This is a genomic window from Mycobacterium sp. 1245805.9 (genome assembly GCF_001672915.1).
Taxonomy (GTDB): Bacteria; Actinomycetota; Actinomycetes; order Mycobacteriales; family Mycobacteriaceae; genus Mycobacterium.
In genome coordinates, this window is record NZ_LZKR01000151.1 from 1 (window position 1) to 24204 (window position 24204).

The following is a 24204-nucleotide window of genomic DNA, read 5'->3' on the forward strand; positions in this document are numbered from 1 at the left end:
CCCGGCTCACCCTGAACATCGCTGCCACACACCACGATTCGCGGGTCGGCGGGCGCCGGCTGGTGTACGGCGGACACACCATCGGGCTGGCGCTCGCGCAGGCCAGCAGGCTGCTGCCCAACCTCGCGACGGTCCTGGGTTGGCAGTCCTGCGATCACACCGGTCCGGTGCACGAGGGCGACACCCTCTACAGCGAACTGCACGTCGAGACCGCGCGGCCGACCGGGCACGGCGGGGTGCTGGGGCTGCGATCGGTGGTCTACGCCGTCGCCGATGCGGAGGGCGAGCCCGACCGGCCGGTGCTGGACTGGCGGTTCGACGCGCTGCATTTCTGAGTCGCGCGCCCCGGCCGCGCGCACAATGGTGGGCGTGACATCGGCGTCGTCAAGCTGGGGCAGCAGCGGGCTGGCCTGCCTGACCGGCCTGCCCGACGGGCCGCCCGACTTCTCCAGGGCCAACGTGCTGGCCCGCGCCGAGGAGGTGGCCACGGCCATCCGCCGCGGGACGGGCGTCCCCATCGACCCGGCCGGCCTGCTGGCGGGTCGGGCGGCCCTGCTCGGGTTGACGCGCCGCGGCCGGGTGTCCGCCGTACACCAGCCGGCGCCCGCCGACCCGCGAATCGTGGTGTGTGGCAGCGATGTTCAGGGTGAGCCGGGCGAGTTCGGGCGCGCCGCTGACCACGTCGCCGGTGCTGCGCAGCACGGTGCCCGCCAGGCCGGGGTCAAAGTGCGGGCCCGGCACCTTGTTTCGGAACACCTCGGCGTCCCAGTGCGCGGTCGGATCGTGCGCCGGGCCGGGCACGTCGGCGCCGATGGCCGACAGATCGTCGGCGGGCGCGTTGTCGGGATTCCAGCCCGGGCTGGCCGGGAGCATGCCGCACCGGTAGAAGTCGAGCACCAGCCGATCGGCCTGGTCGATCGTGATCATCCGCAGCGCCGCCAATCCCGTCGGCGCCCGGCCCGGCTTGAGCGAGTTCGCCCTCAGCCCAACCACTTCGGTGCGGGTGTAGATGGTGTCGCCGACGGCGGGGAACCGGTGGAACACCAGCCCGCGATAGAACAGGTTGGCCTTGACCCGCTGGGTGGCCAGCGTCGACTGCCCGATCGCGACGTCGCACACCAGCGCCGGGTGTGCCAGCGGCCCCGGCACGCCGGTCACGGCGGTGCTCAGCACCGCGTCGCAGGCCAGGCGCAGCCGGTCCCCCACGATCGCCTGATGCGCGGCCGCCATCCCCGCCGACAGCGTCATCGCCGGCGCCCAGTCGAAGACCTCGCCGACCGACAGATCGTCGAAGTAGGGACCGCCCTCCCGTACCCGCGCATAAGTCACGGGGCCAATATGGCACACGTGAGCAGTGAGCTGAACGAAGAAGAGGACATGCTGGTCGCCACGGTGCGGGCGTTCGTCGACCGCGACGTCAAACCCGGCGTCCGCGAGGTCGAGCACGCCAACACCTACCCCGAGGCGTGGATCGACCAGATGAAGCGGATCGGGATCTACGGCCTGGCCATCCCCGAGGAATACGGCGGCTCACCGGTGTCGATGCCCTGCTATGTGCGGGTCACCGAGGAGCTGGCCCGCGGCTGGATGAGCCTGGCCGGCGCGATGGGCGGGCACACCGTGGTGGCCAAGCTGCTGACGCTGTTCGGCACCGAGGAGCAAAAGCGCACCTACCTGCCGCCGATGGCCACCGGGGAGCTGCGCGCGACCATGGCGTTGACCGAGCCGGGCGGCGGCTCGGACCTGCAGAACATGACGACGACCGCGTTGTCAGACGGCGCCGGGGGCCTGGTCATCAACGGTTCCAAGACCTGGATTTCCAACGCGCGCCGGTCCGGGCTGATCGCGCTGCTGTGCAAGACCGACCCGAACGCCACGCCGCGCCACACGGGCATCTCGATCGTGCTCGTCGAGCACGGTCCCGGTCTGACGGTCTCGCGGGACCTGCCCAAGCTGGGCTACAAGGGCGTCGAATCCTGCGAGCTGTCGTTCGACGGCTTTCGCGCACCGGCGTCGGCGGTGCTGGGCGGCCGGGTGGGCGAGGGCTTCGCGCAAATGATGAAGGGGCTCGAGACGGGCCGGATCCAGGTGGCCGCCCGCGCGCTGGGCGTGGCGACGGCGGCGCTCGAGGACGCGCTGGCCTATGCGCAGCAGCGGGAAAGCTTCGGGCGCCCGATCTGGAAACACCAGTCGATAGGTAACTACCTGGCGGACATGGCGACCAAGCTCACCGCCGCCCGCCAGCTCACCCGCTACGCCGCCGAGCGTTACGACAGCGGCGAACGCGCCGACATGGAGGCCGGGATGGCCAAGCTGTTCGCCTCCGAGACCGCGATGGAGATCGCGCTGGACGCCGTGCGCATCCACGGCGGCTACGGCTACTCCACCGAGTACGACGTGGAGCGCTACTTCCGCGACGCGCCGCTGATGATCGTCGGCGAGGGCACCAACGAGATTCAGCGCAACGTGATCGCGGCGCAGCTGGTTGCCCGGGGCGGGATCTGAGGCGAACCTCCCTGATTGACCCCCGGGTTTGCTGTATATTTGCCTGACTTCGGCGCCAGCAAAGAGAGGCAGCTGCCATGAGTTATCCCCCAGGGCCGTACGAAGGTTCCCCAGAATGGCAGGGTCAGCAGCCGCCGGCGTGGCAGGGTCAGCAGCCGCCCGGTTGGCAGGGCCAGCCGCCACCGCCGCCCGGATACCCGGCCCCGCAGCCGGGTTGGCCGGTCCAGCGCGAGCCGGACAACTACCTCGTCTGGGCGATCCTGGTCACGGTGCTGTGCTGCCTGCCGTTCGGGATCGTCTCGATCGTGTACTCCACCAAGGTCTCCGGGCTGTGGACGCAGGGCCGCTACGCCGAGGCGCAATCCGCGGCCGACAGCGCGAAGAAGTGGGCCATCATCGGCGCGATCGCGGGCGTGGCCGCCTACGTCATCGTCGGCATCCTGTACGCCTTCGTCTTCGCGGTGGCCGTCTCGAACCTGCCGTCCACGACCACCACCACCTATTCGGGCTTCTGAGCTTTGAGGTCTTGGGCGCCAACGTAAATCGCGTCCACCAGCCCCCACTCCCGGGCGGTGTCGGCGCCGATCGTCCGGCCGCTTAGCACCAGGTAGGCGGTGCGCCAGCGCCCGATCCGCCGGGTGATGCTGACGGTGCCGCCGGCGCCGGGGATCAGGCCGAGGCTCAACTCGGGTAGCCCGAACACCGAATCGTCGCGCGCCTCAATCCATCCGCAGAACGCCGCCATCTCCGCTCCGCTGCCCATCACCCGGCCGTGCACCCGGGCGCGGCACGCCCGGCCGAGCCGCGCGGTCAGCGCGTCGAGCGCCAGCGCGGGGCTGTGCCGGGTGCGGGCCAAGTGCGCGCTGGCCGGGTCGGCGAAGGTGCCGAATTCCGCGAGGTCCCCGCCGCTGCAAAACGATGGACCGTTGCCGTTCAACACGATCCCGGTCACCGAGGTGTCCAGCAGTGCGACGGTCAGCGCCTCGAGCAGCGCGGCCCGCGCATCGGTGGAAAACGCGTTGTGGCGTTGCGGCCGGTTGAACGTGATCCGCAGCGTGTCGCCGTCGCGCCGGGCCAGCACCGGCTCGGCGATGTCGGGCATGCGGGCCGGGCCGCGTTCGGCCAGCCATCGCGCGAATTCCGGGCCGGCCTGCAGGGTGGAGTAGGCCAGCGATTCGGTCACCACCCCGGCCAGCGTGGGGCCCGCGGGGTCGAGAGCGCGCAGCGCGTCGTCGCACACGGCGCTCGCGTGCGGCCACCGTTCACAGCGCTCGGTGAGCTCGGCCAGCGCGTCGGGCACCGAGTCGACGACGACGACCCTGCGATCGTCGGACGCTTCTTCGGTCAGCGTGAAAGTGGCGCGATCGAGCCATGATTCGGCGGCGTCCGCGATCGGCCCGACGGCGACCCGCACACCGGGCAGCGCATCGTCATCGGGCTGCGGCGGCCCGCTCAGATCGACGACGCGCAGGGTCACACCGAGTACTTCTCGATTAGCCCGTTCTTGTAGAGCTTTCCGGTGTCGGTGCGCGGCAGCTGTTCCTCGAAGGCGATCGAGCGCGGACATTTGTAGTGCGCCAGGCGGTCCCGCAGCCATGCGGTCAGCTCGTCGGCGAACTGATCGGTGGCGTCGGCCGGGTCGACGGTCTGCACGGCCGCCACGACGCGCTGGCCCATCTCGTCGTCGGGCACGCCGAACACCGCGGCGTCCAACACCTTCGGGTGGGTGACCAGAAGGTTCTCCGTCTCCTGCGGGTAGATGTTCACCCCGCCGGAGATGATCATGTGGTGGCGCCGGTCGGTGAGATAGAGGTAGCCCTCCTCGTCGACGTAGCCGACGTCGCCGACCGTCACCCAGCCGTGCGTGTCGCGCGAGGCGGCCGTCTTCGTCGGGTCGTTGAGGTATTCGAAGGGGTGCCCGCCCTCGAAGTAGATCTCGCCGGCCTGGCCCGGCGGCAGCTCGGTGCCGTCCTCGCCGAGGATGTGGGCCGCGCCCAGATATGGTTTGCCGACCGAACCCGGGTGCGCCAGCCACTCCTCGGCGCTGATCAGCGTCGCCCCGATCGCCTCGGACGACGCGTAGTACTCGTCGATGATCGGCCCCCACCAGTCGATCATCTGCTTCTTGATCTCCACCGGGCACGGGGCCGCGGCGTGCATCACCCGCTTGAGGCTGGACAGGTCGTACGAATCACGAACGGCCGCAGGAAGTTTCAGCATCCGGGTGAACATCGCCGGGACGAACTGGCCGTGGGTGACGCGGTAGCGCTGGATGGCGTCCAGCGTGCCCTCGGGGTCGAATTTCTCCAGCACGACCGTCGTGATGCCGCCGGCCTGCGCGCTCATCGACCACACCGACGGCGCGGTATGATACAGCGGGGCCGGGCTCAGATAGATCGCGTCGGGGGACATCCAGAATTCGACCAGCGCCGACATCATGCCGGGCGCCTCGGCGGGCGGGAGATGCGGCAGGTCGCGCCGGATCCCCTTGGGCCGTCCGGTGGTGCCCGACGAGTACTGCAGCAGGTCGCCCTCGATCTCGTCGTCGATCGGGGTATCGGGTTGTGACGCAACGCATTCCGGGTAGCGCTCCCAGCCGGGCAGCTCGGCCTCTCCCGTCTTGGAGGCGATCATCAGCAGCTCCGGCAGCGCGGGCAGGTGGTCACCCAGCTGCACGAGCGTGTCGCGCAGCGCCGCCGAACCGATGATCGCCTTGGCGTTGCTGTTGTCGACGATGTAGGCGGCCTCGGCGGCGGTCAGGTGGGTGTTGATCGGCACGTAGTACAGGCCGCTGCGGCGGGCCGCCCACATCACCGCGTGGATGTGCTCGTTGTTCTCCATCAGGATCGCGACGGTGTCCCCCTCGCGCAGACCGGCCTGGCGGAACCGATGCGCCAGCCGGTTGGCGCGGGCTTCCAGGTCATCGAAGGTGACGACCGTCCCGGACGGGTACAGGATCACGGCGGGCTTGTCGGCGCCGACATGCTGGCGAATCTGCATGCGCCGACTGTACGACGCCCGGCTTGACACCTGTCATGCGGGCAGCAGCAGGGCGCTGTCCCCGAATTCGTGCCAGAGATAGCCGTGCGTGACCGCCTCCCGGTAGGCCGCCGCCACGACGTGGGGGCCAGCGACGGCCTCGAGCAGCAGCAGGTGTGAGGCGCCGGCGTCATGCCACCCGGTGATCAGGCCGTCGACCACCCGGGACGGGCGGTGCGGGCCGAGCACCAGGTCGGTCCAGCCGACGGCCGGGCTGACCACGCCGACCGGGTTCGCGACCGACTCCAGCGCGCGGGTCACGGTGGTGCCAACCGCGATCACCCGGTTGCCGGCCGCGCGCGCCGAGTTCACCATCCGCGCCGTGGCCGCGGGCACCTCGAACAGCTCGGGGGTCGGGGGCTCGCCCGCTTCTGCCGACGACACCCCGGCGTGCAGCGTGATCGGCGCGATCCCGATTCCGGCGGAGACCAGAGCAGTCACCAGCTCGGTGCTGAAAGGCCGGGCGGCGCTGGGCATTTCGGCGCTGCCAACCGACCGGGCGAACACGGTCTGGTAGTAACGCAGCGGCCACTGCCGCGGCACGTACGCATACCGGATCGGCCGGCCGTGCCGCGCGAGGTAGGTCGCGAGGTCACCCTCGAGGATCACCCGCGCGGTCCACAGCCGCGCGCCCTGCACCCCGGGCTCAGGATAGGACGCGCCGACGACGACCGCCGCGCCGCCGGGCAGGTCGATGCGTTCGCCCGGCCGCACGTCGGTGAGGTGCCCGGTGGCGTCCGCCGCGGGCCGCAGTTCCACCACCCACTCCTTGTCGCCGCGCGCCGTCGAGAAGTGCACCGCGATGTCCCGCCCGCCGCGGCGGCCGTCGACCGCGGCGGGCATCGTGGCCGAGTTGTTCACCACCAACAGATCGCCCGGTCGCAGGTGGTCACCCAGGTCGGCGAACCGCGCGTGGCTGACCCGGCCCGGGCGGGCGACCAGCAGCCTGACCGCGTCGCGGGCCAGGCCGCGGGCCTCGGGCGGCTCGCCGGCGTCGGAGCCCGGGGGCCGGTGGAAGTGGATCATGACAGCGCACCTGACAACAGCTCCGCGGCCCGGTAACGACCCGCGGGCGGCCGGGTGTCCAGCAGGCGCAGCAGGGCCGGGACGACGGCCTCCGGCTCGGCGCGATCGGAGATGTCCTCACCGGGAAAGGCGGCCTGGTGCATCTCGGTCCGCATGTCGCCCGGGTCGAAGGCGTACACACGAACCGGCGCCACCTCGGCCGCCAGGACGGCCGACAGCTGGTCCAGGGCGGCCTTCGACGACCCGTATCCGCCCCAGCCGGCATACGGCTCGACCGCGGCGTCGGACGACAGGTTGACGATCACCCCCGCGTGCTCGGACAACGCCGGCAGCGCGGCCCGGATCAGCGCCAGCGGGGCGAACACGTTGGTCTCGTACACGTCCCGCAACTCGTCTGACGGATAGTCGGCGAGCGCCGGCTGCGGGCTGGGCCCCAGCCGGCTGGCGTTATTCACCAGCAGGACAAGGGGACCGGCGTCGAGCGCGGCGGCGATCAGCGCGGCACGGTGCGACGAGTCGGTCACGTCGCCGGGCAATCCGATGAATCGCCCTGAATTCAGTTCTGCTGCAGTTGCTTTGAGTTCGTTGGCCCGGCGCGCATCGGCGACGACGGTCCACCCCCGGTCGAGCAGGGCGGCGGTCAGCGCCCTGCCGAATCCGCGGGAGGCGCCGGTGACGATGGCGACGGGACTGGGTTGCGGTTGAGTCATACAGCCCATACTGATAGTTGAAGTAAACTTCAAGTCAAGTACTCAATTCGAGAAGGCCACAAATGGACAAGCGTGATCTGTTCACCGTCAGCGAGATTGCCCGCCGCAGCGGCTTCGCCGCCTCGGCGATCCGCTTCTACGAAAGCCAGGGCCTTATCACGGCGACCCGCACGTCGGGCAATCAGCGGCGCTTCGAACGGCAGATGCTGCGCCGCCTGGCCTTCATCAAGGCCGCCCGCAACGTCGGGCTGAGCCTGGACGAGGTCGCCGACGCGCTGGCCACGCTCCCCGACGGTCGCACCCCCACCCGCGCCGACTGGGCCCGGCTGTCGAAGACCTGGCGCGCGCGCCTCGACGACCAGATCGCCGGGTTGATCGCGCTGCGCGACAACCTCGACTCCTGCATCGGCTGCGGCTGCCTGTCACTGAAGCGCTGCGCCATCTCCAATCCGGGCGACCTGGCGGCCGGCGCCGGGGCGGGCGCGGTGTACCTGCCGAAATCGTTGCGCCGGCAGGCGATCAGCAGCTAAAGGGTTAAATGCACTCACGGCTTTCGGTGTGAACTGATGGCTTTCGGTGTGACTGTAGGGCGGGAATCGACGCGGCATTCCGCCCAGGATTCACGCCCAAAGCCAAGGATTCACACCCAAACCCCAGGGACTACCAGTTCAGGCAGCGACAAACCGCTTGGCGTGCAGTAGTTGTCGCTAGGAGGCGGACAAACGGGTACCCGGGCGATTAACGCCAGGGTCTAGCCCGATTCGGCGAGCCGCTGCTTGAGCGCCTCGAACTCGTCCTTGACGCCGGTCGGCAGCTTGTCGCCGACGAACTCGAACCACTCCTCGATCAGCGGCAGTTCCTCGCGCCACTCGGCGGCGTTGACGGCCAGCGCCTTCGCGACGTCTTCGGACTCGACGTCCAGCCCGTCGAGGTCCAGGTCCGCCGCGGTCGGCACGACGCCGATCGGGGTGTCCTGGCCGCCGGCCCGGTGCTCGATGCGGTCGACGATCCACTTCAGCACGCGGCTGTTCTCGCCGAAGCCCGGCCACAGGAACTGGCCCTCGTCACCCCGGCGGAACCAGTTGACGAAGAACACCTTCGGCAGCTTGGACTCGTCGGAGTTCTTGCCCAGGTCCAGCCAGTGCTGGAAGTAGTCGCCGACGTGGTAGCCCAGGAACGGCAGCATGGCCATCGGGTCGCGGCGCACGGTGCCGACCTTGCCCTCGGCGGCGGCGGTCTGCTCGCTGCCCATGGTCGCGCCCATGAACACTCCGTGCTGCCAGTCGCGGGCCTCGGTCACCAGCGGCACCGTGGTCTTGCGGCGGGCGCCGAACAGGATGCCGGAGATCGGCACGCCCTGCGGGTCGTCCCATTCCGGCGCCAGGATGGGGCACTGCGACATCGGCGTGCAGTACCGCGAATTCGGGTGCGCAGCCTTGGTTTCCGTTTCGCGGATGTACCAGTCGTTGCCCTTCCAGTCGATCAGGTGGTCCGGCTCGCCTTCCAGGCCCTCCCACCAGACCTCGTCGTCGTCGGTGAGCGCGACGTTGGTGAAGACGGTGTTGCCCGCGGCGATGGTGCGCATGGCGTTGGGGTTGGACTTCCAGTTGGTGCCCGGCGCCACCCCGAAGAAGCCGAACTCGGGGTTGACGGCGTAGAGCCGGCCGTCCTTGCCGAACCGCATCCAGGCGATGTCGTCACCGAGCGTCTCGGCGCGCCAGCCCGGGATGGTCGGCTGCAGCATCGCGAGGTTGGTCTTGCCGCAAGCCGACGGGAACGCCGCGGCGAAGTAGTAGGCCTTGTTCTCCGGGGAGATCAGCTTGAGGATCAGCATGTGCTCGGCGAGCCAGCCCTCGTCGTGCGCCATCGCCGAGGCGATGCGCAGCGAGTAGCACTTCTTGCCCAGCAGGGCGTTGCCGCCGTAGCCGGAGCCGTAGCTCATGATCTCGCGGGTCTCCGGGAAGTGGGTGATGTATTTGGTCTCGTTGCACGGCCACGGCACGTCCTTTTGGCCGGGCTCCAGCGGGGCCCCGACCGAGTGCAGCGCCTTGACGAAGAAGCCGTCGTCGCCCATCTTCTCCAAGGCGGCCTTGCCCATCCGGGTCATCACCTTCATCGAGACGACGACGTATTCGGAGTCGGTGATCTCGACGCCCAGCTTGGGGTCGTCGGCGCCGAGCGGGCCCATGCAGAACGGCACCACATACATGGTGCGGCCGCGCATGCAGCCGCGGTAGAGGTCCTTCATCGTGGACCGCATCTCGGCGGGGTCCATCCAGTTGTTGGTCGGGCCGGCGTCGATCTGCCGTTCGGAACAGATGAAGGTCCGCGACTCGACGCGCGCGACGTCGGACGGGTCGGACAAAGCCAGGAACGAGTTGGGGTACGACTTGGGGTTCAGCCGCTTGAACGTGCCCGCCGCGACGAGCTGGTCGGTCAGGCGCGCGAACTCCTCGTCGGAACCGTCAGTGAAGACCACCCGGTCGGGCTGGGTGAGCTCGGCGACCTCCTCCACCCAGGACAGCAGCCCCTGGTGCTTGGTGGGCGCGGTGTCCAAACCGGGAATGGTCGCTGAAGTCATCGATGTCTCCTGAATTCTTCTGCCTGCTTACTCGGCTCGTATTTGAGTTGCCTTGCTATGCCCTCGCCCACACAACTGTTTACATGGTGGCGTTAGCTACAGGTTATCGTGAGCCACTTGTCGGAGAGGTCTCGGGCGGGTATAAGCCTTCTCACAACAACGATTCAGAAACAGGGCCGAACGTCACGCGTCGTCGCCATTCTTGCTCCCTGAGGCCGTTTCATCGGTGTCACTCTCGGGTTGGGGTATACCCGGTTCTCCCAGTTCTGCACGCACGGCGTCCAGCGCGGCCTGGACGGTCGGCATCTCCCGGTCGCGCACCGCGGCCGCCCGCACCGCCGCGATGGCGTGCTCGCGCAGTTCGCTGTCGATCGCGCTGACCTGGTCGGCCACCTGCGCGTTCTCCGCCTCGTCGCGGGCGACCAGCGCGGTGCTCAGCAGCGACTCGGCGACCAGCACCCGGGTCGCCACCAGCTCCTCCACCGTCGACTGCAGCGACGACGTGACGTCGGCCGCCCAGCGGTCCAGCAGCGCCCGGTCGCGCAGCAGGCCGCGGATGTGGATGACCACGAAGGTGACCGCGACCCCGATGGCGACGCACCCCACCGCGCCCGCGGCGGCGAGCGCGGGATTGAGCCCGGCGGCCAGCCCGCCGACCAGCCGGCTGAGCGTCAGCGCCACACCGAGCCCGAAGCCGGCGCCGAGCAGCATCATCAGCCAGGTTTCGTGCCGCCGGGATTTCAGGGGCGCGGGCGGGACCGCGACCGTCGGCAGCGTCTCGACATCGGGGAGGGCCACCGGCACCCCCAACACCTGCGCGACCTCGGCGAGGTGGGTGCTGGTTCCCTCACTCACCTCGGCCACCACCTCCTCGACGCGGCCGCGCGCGTATTCACCGAAGCCGGCCATCTTCCGCCGGGACAGACCGGCGGCGTCCTCCTGCAGCTCCGTGCGCACCGACGAACACCGGTTGCGCGCGAAGTAGGACAACTGGACGCGGGCCTGTTGGATCTGGCCGCGCAGCGTGATGGTGCGCTCGGTTTTCGCCTGGCGGCGCTGCCTCAGGGCCCCGCTGCGCTCCTCGCGCAGCGCGTCGACCCGCGCCCGCCGCCCGGCGCCCTCGGCGTCGCGGTCGATACGCTGGGCGACCGTCCGCAGCCGGGATTCCCACGCCCGCAACCTGTTTCGGCGCGCAATGTCGGAATCGGCGAGTTGCTCGCCGACGGTCCGCACCAGGTCGTCGACGCTCGGGTCGCCCACATCGGGCAGGGCGGCGGCGCCGACCCAGGGCACCCGGGCGTAGCGCGGCGCGTGGGCCGCCAGGGTGTCGCGGTTCGCGGCGAGGACGTCGCGCCAGTTGCGGTGCACGTCGGTCTTGGAGACGACCCCTACGACGACGTCGGTGTGGTCGGCGGCGGCGTCCAGCAGCGCGCAGTCGGATCCGGTCAACTGCGCCGCCGCGGAGACGACGAACACCACCGCGATCGGCGCGTCGCCGGGTCCCAGGTCCGCCGACTCGACGAACTTGTGCTGCGGCAGCCGTTCGCGCAGCGCCGACACCACGGCGGTGACGCCGGCCAGCCACGGGCCGGTCACCAACACCACGTCGCGGCGGTTGATGCCGGGCGAATCCAGGCGCGGCCCGATCGCCGCCACCAGGGCGTCCACCTCGGCGGCCGGGTCGTCGCCGGTCACCGTGGCCCCTCGGGCAGGGGCCCGTGGGCCTGCGACCACAGCCGCAGCGATCCCCGGGCGATGTCCGCGCCGCAGGCGCGCTGCAGATCGCTCACCGGTCCCAGCCTGCCAAGGCTGTAGCGCTGCCAGCGCACCGCCCGGGGCAGCAGGGCCGCGGCATCGTCGGGAACATCGGGGTCGAGCCCCGCGGCCTCGGCCAGGTCGACCGCGGCCGCCATCCGGGCGACCACGGTGTCGTCGCGGGACAAAAAGCCGTGGATGCCTTCGTCGCCGACCGCGAGGGCCTCAAGCTCGGTGACGGCCCGCAGCACCCGCTGGTAGCGCACCTGCGCGCCGATCACCGAGACCCGGTGCAGGACGGCGTCGACGCCGCTCAGCCGGCGCAGCAGGGCGCGAGCCTGCGCCGGCGTCCTGCCCCGCCGGGCCGCAGCGATGCCCAGGGCCGTCCCGAACAGGTCCAAGGTGTCGAGCAGGCGCAGCCGGACCGCGGTCGGCACCGGATTCTCCGCCGCCAAAAACCCGGCGAACGAGCCGTCGAGGCAGCCGGCGCCGGCGGGGTCGGCGGCGAGGACGCGCAGCGCAGCCCACAACTCGTCGTCCAGGCCGTCGAGCGCGGCGAGGGCGAGCAAACCGCTCATCGGCGCGATCGGCGCCCCGACGAGCACGGCGAACCGCGCGTTGCGGGCCCGGCCGGACAGCCGGGCGAGGTCGGCCTTGTTCAGCACGGCCAGCACCGGGCGCCCGGCGGCGGCGACGGCCGCGGCGTCCTCGGGCTTGACCACCTCGGCGGTGACGTAGACCACCACGTCGGCCCCGGCCGGCGGCCCCGCCGTCGCCGTGATCCCGCGCCCGACCCCGGCGAGATCCAGGGCACGCGCCACCGTCCGGCGACCCACGCCGGGGCGGCCGCGGACGGCCACGCGCAGCGGCGCGCCGACCCGCTCGGCGTCCGCCGTCACGCGCGGGTCGGTGCGGCCGGCGGCAAAGCGCGCCAGCTCGTCGACGAAAAGTTTGTGCCCTGGTCCCGTCATGTCCTGCCCGTTCGATCCGATGGGCGTTCGTTTGCCGAGCGGCCAGTCGGGTCTCACCGAATGGTGGCATCTGCGTCACCGAGATGCGAGCCACCGCTAGCAGCAGAAGGCAACTGTTGGGTATCAATCTGGACCAGGGGCGGCTACATCGGGGGTCTATGGGCCACCATGGACAAATGCATGCGCAACCCGGGGTCGGGACGTGTCCCGACGCGCCGGCGGTGATGGGGGCTGGCTCGGAAACTGGACAAGTGACTGCAGAACCGCCCGTCCCCGAACATCGCCGCCTCCCGGCCACGAGTTTCCGGTCCCGCCGTTCGGCGCTGTCGGAGGCCCAGCGCCGGACCTGGGAGCGGCTGTGGCCGAAACTGGGCATCTCGGTCGGGTCCGCGCCCGCAGACGTCCCCCAGCCGCCCGCGCCGCTGGACACCCGCGCGTGGTTCGGCCGCGAGGCGCCGGTGGTGCTCGAAATCGGCTGCGGCAGCGGCATATCCACCCTCGCGATGGCCAAGGACGAGCCCGGCGTCGACGTGATCGCGGTGGAGATCTACCGCCGGGGCCTGGCGCAGCTGCTGTCCGGGATCGACCGCGAGCAGGTCGGCAACATCCGGTTGATCCGCGGGAACGCGATCGACGTGCTGGACCGCCTGATCGCCCCGGGTTCGCTGACCGGCGTCCGCGTCTTCTTTCCCGACCCGTGGCCCAAGGCCCGGCACCACAAACGCCGGTTCCTGCAACCGAGCACGATTGGCCTGATCGCCGACCGGTTACTCCCTGGTGGTGTCCTGCATGCCGCGACGGACCATCCCGGCTACGCCGAGCAGATCGCCGAGGCCGGCGATGGCGAACCCCGGCTTCGCCGCGCGGACCCGGGAAGCCGGCTGCCGATCTCGGTCGTGCGCCCCACCACCAAGTACGAGTCCAAGGCCCAAGAAGCGGGCAGCGCCGTGAACGAATTCATCTGGCTTAGACGATGAGTAGGCGATAAAAGATGAGCCTGACAGAAGAGGCGACAGCATCGGAAGCGGCACCGGAATCGCTGGCAGCACCGGCGGTTCTGTCGGCCGAAGGCCTGAGCAGTTTCCAACCGCCGGCCGGGCGCGTGCTGCTGGTCTGGGACGCTCCCAACCTCGACATGGGCCTGGGCTCCATCTTGGGCCGGCGCCCGACGGCGCTGGAGCGCCCCCGCTTCGACGCGCTGGGCCGCTGGCTGTTGGCGCGAACGGCAGAGGTCAGCTCGGGCCGCCCAGGCGTCGTCATCGAGCCCGAGGCCACCGTGTTCACCAACATCGCCCCCGGCAGCGCCGACGTCGTCCGCCCCTGGGTCGACGCGTTGCGTAACGTGGGGTTCGCGGTCTTCGCCAAGCCGAAGATCGACGAGGACAGCGACGTCGACCACGACATGCTGGCGCACATCGCGCGGCGGCAATCCGAAGGGCTTGCGGCGCTGGTGGTGGCCTCGGCCGACGGCCAGGCCTTCCGTCAACCGCTGGAAGAAATCGCGCGCACCGGCGTTCCCGTCCAAGTGATCGGATTTCGCGAACACGCCAGTTGGGCGCTAGCGTCGGATACCTTGGACTTCGTCGACCTGGAAGACATCGCCGGTGTGTTCCGGGAGCCGTTGCCGCGGATCGGCCTGGATTCGCTGCCTGACCATGGAGCATGGCTGCAGCCGTTCCGGCCGCTGTCCGCCCTTTTGACCACGCGTGTGTGAGACTGGGAACCCAATCCGCGGGTCGCAACTGATCCAGTAAGGAGCTTACGTGTTCGCCTGGTGGGGACGAACTGTGTACCGCTATCGGTACATCGTCATCGGGGTCATGGTGGCTCTGTGCCTCGGCGGCGGCATTTTCGGAATGAGCCTGGGCAAACACGTTACGCAGAGCGGGTTTTACGACGACGGCAGCCAGTCCGTCAAGGCCTCCGTCCTGGGTGACCAGACCTACGGCCGCGACCGCACCAGCCACATCGTCGCCACCTTCACCGCCCCCGACGGCAAGACCGTGGAGGACCCGGCGTGGCGGCAGAAGATCGTCGACGAGCTGAACAAGTTCAAGAACGATCACCCCAACCAGGTCGTCGGCTGGGCGGGCTGGCTGGCGGTGGCCAATCCGGCCGACGCGCCCCCGCTGATCAAGGGGATGGCGACCGAGGACAAGAAGCACACGTTCGTGTCCATTCCGCTCAAGGGCGATGACGACGACTCCATCCTCAACAACTACAAGACCATCGCGCCGGACCTGCAGAAGCTCGACGGCGGCACCGTCCAGCTCGCGGGCTTGGAGCCGATCGCCAACGCCCTGACCGGCACCATCGCCACCGACCAGCGCCGGATGGAGGTCCTCGCGCTGCCGCTGGTGACGGTCGTGCTGTTCCTGGTGTTCGGCGGCGCGATCGCCGCCGGCCTGCCGGTCATCGTGGGCGGTCTGAGCATCGCGGGCGCGCTGGGCATCCTGCGGTTCGTCGCCATGTTCGGGCCGGTGCACTATTTCGCGCAGCCGGTGGTCTCACTGATCGGCCTCGGTATCGCCATCGACTACGGGCTTTTCGTGGTGAGCCGGTTCCGGGAGGAGATCGCCGAGGGCTACGACACCGAGGCCGCCGTGCGACGCACCGTCATGACGGCCGGCCGCACCGTGACCTTCTCGGCGGTGCTGATCATCGCCTCGAGCGCCAGCCTGCTCGTGTTGCCGCAGGGCTTCGTGCATTCGCTGGTCTATGCGATCTTCGCCGCGGTCGGCCTGGCCGCGCTGCTGTCGATCACGTTGCTGCCGGCCTGCCTGGGCATCCTCGGCCGCCACGTCGACGCGCTGGGCGTGCGGACCGCGTTCCGGGTGCCGTTCCTGCGGAACTGGAAGGTGTCGCGCGCCTACCTCAACTGGCTCGCCGACCGGCTGCAGAAGACCAAGACCCGCGAAGAGGTCGAGGCCGGGTTCTGGGGCAAGCTGGTCAACTTCGTGATGAAGCGGCCGCTGGCGTTCGCCGTCCCGATCGCCGTCGGCATGATCCTGCTCGTCATCCCGCTGGGCAACCTGTCCTTCGGGGGCATGAGCGAGAAGTACCTGCCACCCAACAACTCCGTGCGCCTGGCGCAGGAGCACTTCGACAAGCTGTTCCCCGGATACCGCACCGAGCAGCTGACCGTGGTGATCAAGAGCAACAACGGCAGCAAGGTCACCGACCAGCAGGTGGCCGACATCCGCAACAGGATCGCGCCGATCACCGGGTTCACGGACAAATCCTGGGAGGAGCGGCCGTGCCCAGCCATCGCCGGCAACCCCTGCGTCAGCGGCCCGAACGGGACGACGCAGCCCAAAAACGACTCGGTACGCGTCATCCAGAACGGGCTGTCCAACCGCAATGACGCCGCCAAAAAGATCGACGAATTGCGGGCCATAAATCCCCCGAAGGGCCTCACCCTCCTGGTCGGCGGCACACCGGCGCTCGAGCAGGACAGCATCCACAGCCTGTTCGACAAGGCCCCGCTGATGCTGGTCCTGTTGCTCAGCGCCACCACCCTGCTGATGTTCCTGGCGTTCGGATCGGTGGTGTTGCCGATCAAGGCGGTGGTGATGAGCGCGCTGACGCTCGGGTCCACGCTGGGCATCCTGACCTGGATCTTCGTCGACGGGCACTTCTCGACCTGGCTGAACTTCACGCCGACACCGCTGATGGTGGTGCTGATCGCGCTGGTGGTCGCGGTCGGTTTCGGCCTGGCCACCGACTACGAGGTGTTCCTGGTGTCCCGAATGGTCGAGGCCCGAGAACGCGGCATGTCCACCGCCGAGGCGATCCGGATCGGGACCGCGACCACCGGACGGCTGATCACGGCCGCCGCGCTGGTCCTCGCCGTGGTCGCCGCGTCGTTCGTGTTCTCCGATCTGGTGCTGATGAAGTACCTGGCGTTCGGGCTGATGGCGGCGCTGTTGCTGGACGCCACCGTGGTCCGGATGTTCCTGGTGCCGTCGGTGATGAAGTTGCTCGGCGACGACTGCTGGTGGGCCCCGCGCTGGGCCCGGCGCCTGCAGAACAAGATGGGGCTGGGCGAGATCGACCTGCCCGACGAGCGCAAGCGTCCCACCCTCAACGGGCGGCCCACCCGGCCCCCGGTCGCGGCGGCCAGCCTGGCCGCGGGGGCACCGCGCGCGCCGCACGATCCCACCCACCCCGGCTCGCTGGAGCCGTCGCGGGCGGCGCACCCCGACCAGCTGGAGCCCAGGCCCGCCCGGGAAGTGGCGTCCGGGGCGCCGAGCGCGCCGTCCGCTGCGAGCACCAGCCGCATCCAGGCCCAGCCGGCCCAGCCCGTGGAGGCCAAGACCGCGCGGCTTTCGGCGCCCGCCAACGCGACCCCCAGGCCGCCGGCGTCGCCGCGACCATCGGCGCCCCCGACGCCGTCCAGCGGTCAGACGCGGGCAATTCCGGTGCCCACCAACCATTCCGGTGACGTCTCGGACTCCAACGACGCCGAGCCCACCACCGAGAAGCTCGACGCCCGCGGGCAAAGCGACAACGGCGACCGGCGGCGCAGGGGCGCCGGCGGAGGCGTCAGCGCCCAGGACCTGCTGCGCCGCGAGGGGCGGATCTAGGGGCCTGGCGGCTCAGTCGGGCTGGTCCGGCTCGGCTTGGACGACGGCCCCGACCTCGTCGGCCTCCTCGGTCTGCTTCTCGGACTCGGCGGAGGGATCGGGGGCCAGCAGCACCTGAATCGCGTTGTTGAGGAACGCGACCGTCGGAACGGCGAGCAGGGCCCCGACGATCCCGGCGAGCACGCCGCCGGTGGAGATCGCCAACACCACCGCCAGCGGATGGATCGAGACCGCGCGGCCCATCACCAGCGGCTGCAGCAAATGCGCCTCGAGCTGGTTCACCGCGATGAGCAAACCCAGCGTGATCAGCGCGTAGACGATGCCCTTGGCCAGCAGCGCGACAACCACCGCTAGCAGCCCCGAGACCAGGGCCCCGATCAGCGGGATGAAGGCGCCGAGAAACACGACCGACGCCAGCGGCAGCGCCAGCGGAATGCCCATGATCGCCAACCCGGTGCCGACGCCCGCGGCGTCGGTCAGGGCGACCAGGAAGGTGGCGCGCACGTAGCCGATCAGCGACCCATAGCCGGCGTTGCCCGCCTCGCGCACCCGCTGCCGGGCGTGCTCCGGGAAGATCTTGGTGACGTACTGCCAGATGTTGCGCCCGCCGTAGAGGAAGAAAATCAGCGTGAACAGGGCCAATACCGCTGCCGTCACCAGCTCGGTGATCGTCGCCGCGGTGGACAGCGCGCCGCTGGTCAGCTTGGACTGATTGTTGTGCAGCGCCTGGATCGCGGCGTTGCCCGCGTTGGAGATCTGTTCGCCGCGCAGATGCAGTGGGCCCTCCATCAGCCACCGGCGCGAGGAGTCGATGCTGCGGCTGATCTGCTCCGTCAGGTCGGGCAGACCGTAGACGAACTGGATGATGACGAACGTCAGGATGCCGCCGAAGATCGCGAATCCGCCCAGCATGACCAGCGCCACCGCCGCCCCGCGCGGCAGGCCCCTCTTGTCGATCCAGTCCACGGCCGGCACCAGCAAAGCGCTGACCATCAGGGCCAGCAACACCGGAACGACGATGACTTCGAGCTTCTGCACCACCCACAGCAGGGCGAGCACCGCGGCCAGGATGACCAGCAAACGCCACGACCACGCGGCGGCCTTGCGGACAAGGGGTTCGACGGGCGCGGCCTCGAAGGCGTCGGCGGCTCGGTCGGGGTTTGCCGGCATCCGCCCAGCCTATCTGGCGGCGCCGCGCCCCGAGGGCCGTTGCGGGGTCGCCGACGACGCCGGACCCGGCACGATCCGGTTACGACCCCGGAACGACCCCGACACAGTCGGAGCTTCGCCTCGCGGGGTGCGCCACCTGCGCGGTTACCCTAAAGCACGTGTCGCACGACGCACCCGCCCGCAAGCTGGACCTGACGCGCGAAGAGACCCCGCGCGGCAGGTACTGGTGGGTGCGCTGGGTGATCCTCGGCATCGTCGCGATCGTGCTTGCTGTGGAGATCGCGCTGGGCTGGCGCCAGTTGGCGAAGGCCTGGATGAGCCTGTACGAGGCGAACTGGTGGTGGCTGATCGCGTCGGTGGTGGCGGCGGCCGCGTCGATGCACAGCTTCGCCCAGATCCAGCGCACCCTGCTGAGGTCGGCCGGCGTGCACGTCAAGCAGCTGCGCTCGGAGGCCGCGTTCTATGCCGCCAACTCGTTGAGCACGACGCTGCCCGGCGGGCCGGTGCTGTCGGCGACGTTCCTGTTCCGGCAGCAGCGGCTCTGGGGCGCCTCGACGGTGGTGGCCTCGTGGCAGTTGGTGATGTCGGGCGTGCTGCAGGCCGTGGGGCTGGCGCTGCTCGGCCTGGGCGGCGCCTTCTTCCTGGGCGCCAAGAACAACCCGTTCTCGTTGCTGTTCACGCTCGGCGGCTTCGTCGCGTTGCTGCTGCTGGCCCAGGCGGTCGCGTCGCGCCCGGACCTGATCGAGGGCATCGGCAGCCGAGTGCTGTCGTGGGTGAATTCGCTGCGCGGCAGGCCGGCCGACACCGGGCTGGAGAAGTGGCGCGAGACCCTCATGCAGCTCGAGTCGGTGAGCCTGGGCCGCCGCGACCTGGGCGTGGCGTTCAGCTGGTCGATGTTCAACTGGATCGCCGACGTCGCCTGCCTCGGGTTCGCGGCCTACGCCGCGGGCGACCATGCGTCGGTCGCCGGGCTGACGGTCGCCTACGCCGCGGCCCGCGCGGTCGGCACGATCCCGCTGATGCCGGGCGGCCTGCTGGTGGTCGAGGCGGTGCTGGTGCCCGGCCTGGTGTCCAGTGGGATGTCGTTGCCGAGCGCGATCTCCGCCATGCTGCTCTACCGGCTGATCAGCTGGTTACTCATCGCCGCCATCGGCTGGGTGGTGTTCTTCTTCATGTTCCGCACCGAGAACCTGGACACCGAAGCCCACTCCGACGACGACCCCATCACCGGCCCGCTGGCCGTCGTGCGCGACCCCGACCCGCCCACCGACCCGACACAGACCGCCCTGCAGGGCCCGCTGCCGCCGCCCGAGCCGGGCCGCGAAATCGACCGCTAGGCAACGCCTTACGGTCCCGCGGCGCGTGTGAACGCACGGCTTTGAGTGTTAACCCAGGGCGCGATTCCGGCCGATATTGCGCCCAGGCTTCACCCTCTAGGCCCACGTTTCACAGTCAACGGCGACGGCACGCGGCTCCGCCCGCTTCCGGCTAGTGCGCGCCGCCGATCGTCACGCCGGGCAGCAGCGGGGCCGGGGCGCTACCGACCGGGGAGGCGCCCGGGGCGCCGCCGCCCGGCAGCGCGGGCACCCCACCGGGCAGCCCGCCCGCCGCGCCCTGCGCCTGCTGCAGCATGCCCATGGCCTGCGGGATGCTGATCGGCAACTTGCACTGCGTGGACAGGCTGGTCAACGGCGACGCGATCGACGTCATGTCCCCGGCCACCTTCGGGTTGGCCTCGAAGTAGGACTTGAGCCCCGTCAGCGACCGCGGGCCGGCCTGCTGCTGCAGCATCGTGGTCATCGTCTGGTTGGTCTCCGGATGCGAGTCCAGGTAGTCGCCCATCGACTTGGAGACCGAACCGATCGTGCGGGCGATCTCACTGGCCGCGCACGGGTCGTTGGCGCCCGTCGCCGGCGGCCCGGCGAGGACGGCGATGGCGGCGGCGGGTGCCGTGGCGGCCAGCAGCGCGGCGAACATCCTGCGGCGCCTGGTCGCGGTGCCTGTCGTCATGGGTCACTCCTAAGAGTTTGCGAACGCGCGGCGTCCGGGGCACATCGCAAAACGGTTGGCATGAACGGCTCTTCGTAACGGGGGGTTCCCCGCTCCCCCGCGCGGCCACCCGACATCCTGCCATCCCCACCCCGACGCTGCTACTTCTTGTGATCCACACCGCTGGGTCACCGGTTCACAACATCTGGGCGGCGTCTTGGCAACATCCGTGTCGTTGCAGCTCAGGATGCTGATAACCCGACATAATCCACAGGCTGCTGCGGTATTCTCGCCTGCACGCATTGCGTGAGAACCCGGGGAGTGAAGAGATCCAGCAGTTCATGATGCGCCTCAGCCGCAGCCTGCGTAAGTACCGCTGGTTGGTCTTCACAGGCTGGTTGCTGGCATTGGTGCCGGCGGTCTATTTGGCGTTGACGCAGTCGGGCAACCTCACCGGTGGCGGTTTCGAAGTCGCCGGCTCCCAGTCGCTGGCGGTCCACGATCAGCTCGAGGAGCTCTACCACGACCAGGGCACGTCGTCGCTGGCGCTGGTGGCGGCCCCCCGCCCCGACGCCAGCTACGCCGACATCAACGACGCCGTCGCGCAGCTGCGGCAGATCGCCGGCGAGTTCCCCGGCGTCACCGAGGTCCCCAACCCCACCCAGCGGCCGCCGCAGCCCGACCGGCCGTACGTGATCTCGCTGCGGATGGACGCCCGCAACGCCGGCACCAGCGACCTCGCCAAGCAGCTGCGTCAAAAGGTCGGCATCAAGGGTGACCAGTCCGGCCAGACGGCGAATGGTCGGGTGCGGCTGTACGTCATCGGGCAGGGCGCCCTGTCTACCGCCGCCGCGGCGAACACCAAGCACGACATCGCCGCCGCCGAAAAGTGGAACCTGCCGATCATTCTGGTCGTCCTGCTGGCGGTGTTCGGTTCCCTGGCCGCGGCGACGATCCCGCTCGCCCTCGGCATCTGCACGGTCGTCGTCACCATGGGCCTGGTCTATTTCCTGTCGGCGTACACGACCATGTCGGTGTTCGTGACGTCGACGGTGTCGATGTTCGGGATCGCGCTCGCGGTGGACTATTCGCTGTTCATCCTGATGCGCTTCCGCGAAGAACTGCGCGCCGGGCGCCAGCAGGACGAGGCCGTGGACGCCGCGATGGCCACGTCGGGGCTGGCCGTGGTGTTGTCCGGCATGACCGTGATCGCCTCGCTGACCGGCATCTACATCATCAACACCCCGGCGCTGAAGTCCATGGCCACCGGCGCGATCCTGGCCGTGGCGGTGGCGATGCTGACGTCGGCGACGTTGACGCCGGCGGCGCTGGCGACGTTCGGCCGGGCGGCCGCCAAGAGGTCGCGGCTGCTGCACTGGTCGCGCCAGCCGGAGGGCGGCCAGTCCCGGTTTTGGATCCGGTGGATCGGGGCGGTGATGCGCCGGCCGTGGGCGTCGGCGGTGGCGGCCTCGGTGGTGCTGCTGGTGATGGCGGTGCCGACCGCGTCGATGGTGCTGGGCAACAGCCTGCTGCGCCAGTTCGACTCGTCCCACGAGATCCGCGCCGGTGTCGGCGCGGGTGGCCAGGCGCTCGGGCCCGGCGCGCTGGGCCCGATCCGGGTGCTGGTCACGTTTCCCGACGGCGGCGCGGCGTCGCCCGAGCACAGCCAGACGGTCACCGCGATCCGTGAGCGAATGACGCAGGCCCCCAACATCGTTTCGGTGTCGCCGCCGCAGTTCGCCGAGGACAACGGCAGCGCCCTGCTGTCGGCGGTGTTGTCGGTCGACCCCGAGGACATGAAGGCCCGCGAGACCGTCGGCTGGATGCGCGCGCAGCTGACCAAGATCCCCGATGCGGGAACGGCGCGCGTGGACGTGGGCGGGCCGACCGCGCTGATCAAGGACTTCGACGACCGGGTGTCGCAGACCGAGCCGCTGGTGCTGCTCTTCGTCGCGCTGATCGCGTTCGTGATGCTGTTGATCTCGATTCACTCGATCTTCCTCGCGCTCAAGGGCGTGCTGATGACGTTGCTGTCGGTCGCCGCCGCCTACGGCAGCCTCGTCGTGGTCTTCCAGTGGGGCTGGTTGAGCGACCTCGGTTTCACCCAGATCAGCTCGATCGACAGCACGGTGCCCCCGCTGGTGCTGGCGATGACCTTCGGGCTGTCGATGGACTACGAAATCTTCCTGCTCACCCGGATCCGGGAACGCTTCCTACACTCCGGCAACACCCGCGACGCGGTCGCCTACGGCGTGAGCACCAGCGCGCGCACCATCACCAGCGCCGCCCTGATCATGATCGCGGTGTTCATCGGGTTCGCGTTCGCGGGCATGCCGCTGGTCGCCGAGATCGGCGTGGCGTGCGCCGTCGCGATCGCGGTCGACGCCACGGTGGTGCGGCTGGTCCTGGTCCCGGCGCTGATGGCGATGTTCGCCCAGTGGAACTGGTGGATGCCCCGGTGGCTGCGCCGCGTGTTGCCGTCGGTCGACTTCGACCGGCCGCTGCCCCAGGTCGACCTCGGTGACGTGGTCGTCATCCCGGACGACATCTCGGCGCTGGCCGCGCCCAGCGCCGACCTGCGGATGGTGCTGAAGTCGGCCGCCAAGCTCAAGCACCTGGCGCCCGACGCCATCTGCGTGGCCGACCCGCTCGCCTTCACCGGGTGCGGGCGCAACGGCAAGCCCTCGGTCCCGGCCGACAGCCGCGGCCTGGGCCCAGGCCAGATCCCCCACCAGGTCGACATCGACGACGCCGCCGCGGGGGTCGGGGCCGGCCCCGCCAAGAACGGCAGCAACGGCCACCCGCCCAAAAAGCTGGTCGGCGGCCTGGCGTCGCGCAACGGCATCGCCCGCGCGATCGCCGGGGACCGGCCGGTTCATCCGGTCACGCTGTGGCGCGGCCGGCTGTCCGTGGCCATCGACGCGCTGGAGACCGACGCCGACCAGGTTGACCGCCCCCGGTACGAGCGGCGCAGCCCGGTGGAGACAACCCACGTGCAACTGCCCACCGGCGATCGGCTGCTCGTCCCGACCGGCGCGGAGGCGCTGCGCCTCAAGGGCTACCTGATCATGTGCCGTAACAGCAGCCGCGATTACGCCGACTTTGCAGACATGGTTGACAACGTGGAGCCGGAGACCGCCGCGGTGGTGCTGGCCGGCATGGACAGGTATTACTGTTGTCAAACACCCAGGCGGGAATGGATGGCCACCCAGTTGGTCCGCCGGCTCGCGGACCCCCATCCCTCCGATTTCAGCGACGAATGGTCGGATTCCGACGCGAAAGCGGACTGGGACGACGTCAGGCAGCGCTGCCTGTCGGTGGCCGTGGCGATGTTGGAGGAGGCGAGGTGACGTTGGCATCCGAACGGCGCCCGGCACCGCCGCCCGAGCGGCCCGCCGGCCAACAAGGCACGTCCGGTGGCCCGTTTGCCGACTCCGACCAGCCCGTCGAGTTCTGGCCGACGTCCGCCATCCGTTCGGCGTTGCAGGGCGGCGACATCGCCACCTGGAAGCGCATCGCCGCGGCGCTCAAACGCGACCCCTACGGTCGGACGGCCCGCCAGGTCGAAGAGGTGCTCGAGGGGACGCGGCCCTACGGCATCGCCAAGGCGCTGTGGGAGGTGCTGGAGCGCGCCCGCACCCACCTGGAGGCCAACGAGCGGGCCGAGGTGGCCCGGCACATCCGGTTGCTGATCGACCGCTCGGGCCTGGGCGAACAGGAATTCGCGTCGCGCATCGGTGTGTCGCCCGAGGATCTGGGCGCCTACCTCGACGGCAGCACCAGCCCCACGTCCGCGCTGATGATCCGGATGCGCCGGCTCTCGGATCGATTCGTCAAGGTGAAGTCCGCGCGGTCGGCCGATTCCAACTGAG

18 protein-coding genes and 2 pseudogenes are annotated in these 24204 nt (G+C 70.0%); 10 read left to right on the forward strand and 10 right to left on the reverse strand.

From position 1 onward, the window contains the following. Nucleotides 1-335 (forward strand): annotated as a pseudogene (locus A9X00_RS20105) (acyl dehydratase); the annotation flags it as partial. 244 nt (nucleotides 336-579) lie between these two features. Here A9X00_RS20105 and A9X00_RS20110 read toward each other — a convergent pair. After that, nucleotides 580-1329: pseudogene (locus A9X00_RS20110) on the reverse strand (MaoC family dehydratase); the annotation flags it as partial. Between the two features lie 9 nt (nucleotides 1330-1338). Between A9X00_RS20110 and A9X00_RS20115 the strand changes: the two are divergent. Both A9X00_RS20115 and A9X00_RS20120 read left to right on the forward strand, forming a co-directional pair. After that, a complete protein-coding gene (locus tag A9X00_RS20115) occupies nucleotides 1339-2505 on the forward strand; it encodes an acyl-CoA dehydrogenase family protein (protein WP_067157368.1) in 1167 nt (388 codons plus the stop codon). Between the two features lie 77 nt (nucleotides 2506-2582). Then, nucleotides 2583-3020, forward strand: coding sequence for a CD225/dispanin family protein (locus A9X00_RS20120; RefSeq protein WP_067157371.1), 438 nt, complete (start codon nucleotides 2583-2585; stop codon nucleotides 3018-3020). On the opposite strand, the gene A9X00_RS20125 is transcribed toward A9X00_RS20120, so the two are convergent. From A9X00_RS20125 to A9X00_RS20140, 4 genes are read right to left on the reverse strand one after another with little or no spacing between them, the layout of a single operon-like run. Continuing rightward, nucleotides 3005-3982 (reverse strand): enoyl-CoA hydratase/isomerase family protein, encoded by a 978-nt coding sequence (locus A9X00_RS20125; RefSeq protein ID WP_369830775.1) that lies wholly within the window; start codon nucleotides 3980-3982, stop codon nucleotides 3005-3007. The genes A9X00_RS20120 and A9X00_RS20125 overlap by 16 nt on opposite strands. Next, entirely contained in the window at nucleotides 3979-5505 is a 1527-nt protein-coding gene (fadD4, locus tag A9X00_RS20130; protein WP_067157374.1) for a fatty-acid--CoA ligase FadD4, read from the reverse strand. The genes A9X00_RS20125 and fadD4 overlap by 4 nt, the downstream gene beginning before the upstream one ends. Nucleotides 5506-5538: 33 nt before the next feature. After that, nucleotides 5539-6570, reverse strand: a complete 1032-nt coding sequence (locus A9X00_RS20135; RefSeq protein ID WP_067157377.1) for an S-adenosylmethionine:tRNA ribosyltransferase-isomerase — start codon at nucleotides 6568-6570, stop codon at nucleotides 5539-5541. Then, on the reverse strand, nucleotides 6567-7280 hold the full coding sequence (locus tag A9X00_RS20140; protein ID WP_067157380.1) for an SDR family oxidoreductase: 714 nt from the start codon (nucleotides 7278-7280) through the stop codon (nucleotides 6567-6569). Before A9X00_RS20140 ends, A9X00_RS20135 begins: the two co-directional genes overlap by 4 nt. 62 nt (nucleotides 7281-7342) lie before the next feature. Here A9X00_RS20140 and soxR point away from each other — a divergent pair, with 62 nt between their 5' ends. After that, complete coding sequence (soxR, locus tag A9X00_RS20145; protein ID WP_067157383.1) at nucleotides 7343-7810, forward strand: redox-sensitive transcriptional activator SoxR; 468 nt, start codon at nucleotides 7343-7345, stop codon at nucleotides 7808-7810. Nucleotides 7811-8031: 221 nt separating this feature from the next. Here soxR and A9X00_RS20150 read toward each other — a convergent pair whose 3' ends face one another. From A9X00_RS20150 to A9X00_RS20160, 3 genes are all read right to left on the reverse strand, one after another. Beyond that, complete coding sequence (locus A9X00_RS20150) at nucleotides 8032-9861, reverse strand: phosphoenolpyruvate carboxykinase (GTP) (protein WP_067157386.1); 1830 nt, start codon at nucleotides 9859-9861, stop codon at nucleotides 8032-8034. 183 nt (nucleotides 9862-10044) lie between these two features. Beyond that, the gene (locus tag A9X00_RS20155; RefSeq protein WP_067157389.1) at nucleotides 10045-11556 is read right to left on the reverse strand and encodes a hypothetical protein; all 1512 of its coding nucleotides are present in this window, start codon (nucleotides 11554-11556) and stop codon (nucleotides 10045-10047) included. After that, nucleotides 11553-12587: a hypothetical protein gene (locus A9X00_RS20160; protein ID WP_067157392.1), complete on the reverse strand. Its 1035-nt coding sequence runs from the start codon at nucleotides 12585-12587 to the stop codon at nucleotides 11553-11555. Before A9X00_RS20160 ends, A9X00_RS20155 begins: the two co-directional genes overlap by 4 nt. 158 nt (nucleotides 12588-12745) lie before the next feature. Between A9X00_RS20160 and trmB the strand changes: the two genes are divergently transcribed. The 3 genes from trmB to A9X00_RS20175 are packed head-to-tail and all read left to right on the forward strand — an operon-like array spanning nucleotide 12746 to nucleotide 17173. Beyond that, on the forward strand, nucleotides 12746-13564 hold the full coding sequence (gene trmB / locus A9X00_RS20165) for a tRNA (guanosine(46)-N7)-methyltransferase TrmB (protein ID WP_082975405.1): 819 nt from the start codon (nucleotides 12746-12748) through the stop codon (nucleotides 13562-13564). Nucleotides 13565-13578: 14 nt separating this feature from the next. Then, nucleotides 13579-14301, forward strand: a complete 723-nt coding sequence (locus A9X00_RS20170; protein ID WP_067157395.1) for an NYN domain-containing protein — start codon at nucleotides 13579-13581, stop codon at nucleotides 14299-14301. A gap of 49 nt (nucleotides 14302-14350) precedes the next feature. Beyond that, entirely contained in the window at nucleotides 14351-17173 is a 2823-nt protein-coding gene (locus A9X00_RS20175; RefSeq protein WP_067157398.1) for an MMPL family transporter, read from the forward strand. Nucleotides 17174-17185: 12 nt separating this feature from the next. On the opposite strand, the gene A9X00_RS20180 is transcribed toward A9X00_RS20175, so the two are convergent. Next, nucleotides 17186-18343, reverse strand: coding sequence for an AI-2E family transporter (locus A9X00_RS20180; protein WP_067157401.1), 1158 nt, complete (start codon nucleotides 18341-18343; stop codon nucleotides 17186-17188). Between the two features lie 158 nt (nucleotides 18344-18501). On the opposite strand from A9X00_RS20180, the gene A9X00_RS20185 reads away from it, so the two are divergent. After that, the gene (locus A9X00_RS20185; protein ID WP_067157404.1) at nucleotides 18502-19680 is read left to right on the forward strand and encodes a TIGR00374 family protein; all 1179 of its coding nucleotides are present in this window, start codon (nucleotides 18502-18504) and stop codon (nucleotides 19678-19680) included. A 151-nt stretch (nucleotides 19681-19831) separates the two neighbouring features. Here A9X00_RS20185 and A9X00_RS20190 read toward each other — a convergent pair whose 3' ends face one another. Then, nucleotides 19832-20353, reverse strand: coding sequence for a hemophore (locus A9X00_RS20190; protein ID WP_067157407.1), 522 nt, complete (start codon nucleotides 20351-20353; stop codon nucleotides 19832-19834). 320 nt (nucleotides 20354-20673) lie between these two features. Here A9X00_RS20190 and A9X00_RS20195 point away from each other — a divergent pair, with 320 nt between their 5' ends. Next, complete coding sequence (locus A9X00_RS20195) at nucleotides 20674-23682, forward strand: MMPL family transporter (protein WP_067157410.1); 3009 nt, start codon at nucleotides 20674-20676, stop codon at nucleotides 23680-23682. Continuing rightward, nucleotides 23679-24203 carry a hypothetical protein gene (locus tag A9X00_RS20200; protein WP_067157413.1) on the forward strand — a complete coding sequence of 175 codons (525 nt, stop codon included), beginning with the start codon at nucleotides 23679-23681 and terminating at the stop codon, nucleotides 24201-24203. The genes A9X00_RS20195 and A9X00_RS20200 overlap by 4 nt, the downstream gene beginning before the upstream one ends. Nucleotide 24204 lies beyond the last annotated feature (1 nt).

What these genes read in the sequence shown, in the direction of transcription:
- A9X00_RS20115 (WP_067157368.1), top strand. Translation starts at nt 1,339, where the DNA reads ATGGCACACGTGAGCAGTGAGCTGAACGAAGAAGAGGACATGCTGGTC.
- A9X00_RS20120 (WP_067157371.1), top strand. Translation starts at nt 2,583, where the DNA reads ATGAGTTATCCCCCAGGGCCGTACGAAGGTTCCCCAGAATGGCAGGGT.
- fadD4 (WP_067157374.1), bottom strand. Translation starts at nt 5,505, where the DNA reads ATGCAGATTCGCCAGCATGTCGGCGCCGACAAGCCCGCCGTGATCCTG.
- A9X00_RS20135 (WP_067157377.1), bottom strand. Translation starts at nt 6,570, where the DNA reads ATGATCCACTTCCACCGGCCCCCGGGCTCCGACGCCGGCGAGCCGCCC.
- A9X00_RS20140 (WP_067157380.1), bottom strand. Translation starts at nt 7,280, where the DNA reads ATGACTCAACCGCAACCCAGTCCCGTCGCCATCGTCACCGGCGCCTCC.
- soxR (WP_067157383.1), top strand. Translation starts at nt 7,343, where the DNA reads ATGGACAAGCGTGATCTGTTCACCGTCAGCGAGATTGCCCGCCGCAGC.
- A9X00_RS20150 (WP_067157386.1), bottom strand. Translation starts at nt 9,861, where the DNA reads ATGACTTCAGCGACCATTCCCGGTTTGGACACCGCGCCCACCAAGCAC.
- A9X00_RS20160 (WP_067157392.1), bottom strand. Translation starts at nt 12,587, where the DNA reads ATGACGGGACCAGGGCACAAACTTTTCGTCGACGAGCTGGCGCGCTTT.
- trmB (WP_082975405.1), top strand. Translation starts at nt 12,746, where the DNA reads ATGGGCCACCATGGACAAATGCATGCGCAACCCGGGGTCGGGACGTGT.
- A9X00_RS20170 (WP_067157395.1), top strand. Translation starts at nt 13,579, where the DNA reads ATGAGCCTGACAGAAGAGGCGACAGCATCGGAAGCGGCACCGGAATCG.
- A9X00_RS20180 (WP_067157401.1), bottom strand. Translation starts at nt 18,343, where the DNA reads ATGCCGGCAAACCCCGACCGAGCCGCCGACGCCTTCGAGGCCGCGCCC.
- A9X00_RS20190 (WP_067157407.1), bottom strand. Translation starts at nt 20,353, where the DNA reads ATGACGACAGGCACCGCGACCAGGCGCCGCAGGATGTTCGCCGCGCTG.
- A9X00_RS20195 (WP_067157410.1), top strand. Translation starts at nt 20,674, where the DNA reads ATGATGCGCCTCAGCCGCAGCCTGCGTAAGTACCGCTGGTTGGTCTTC.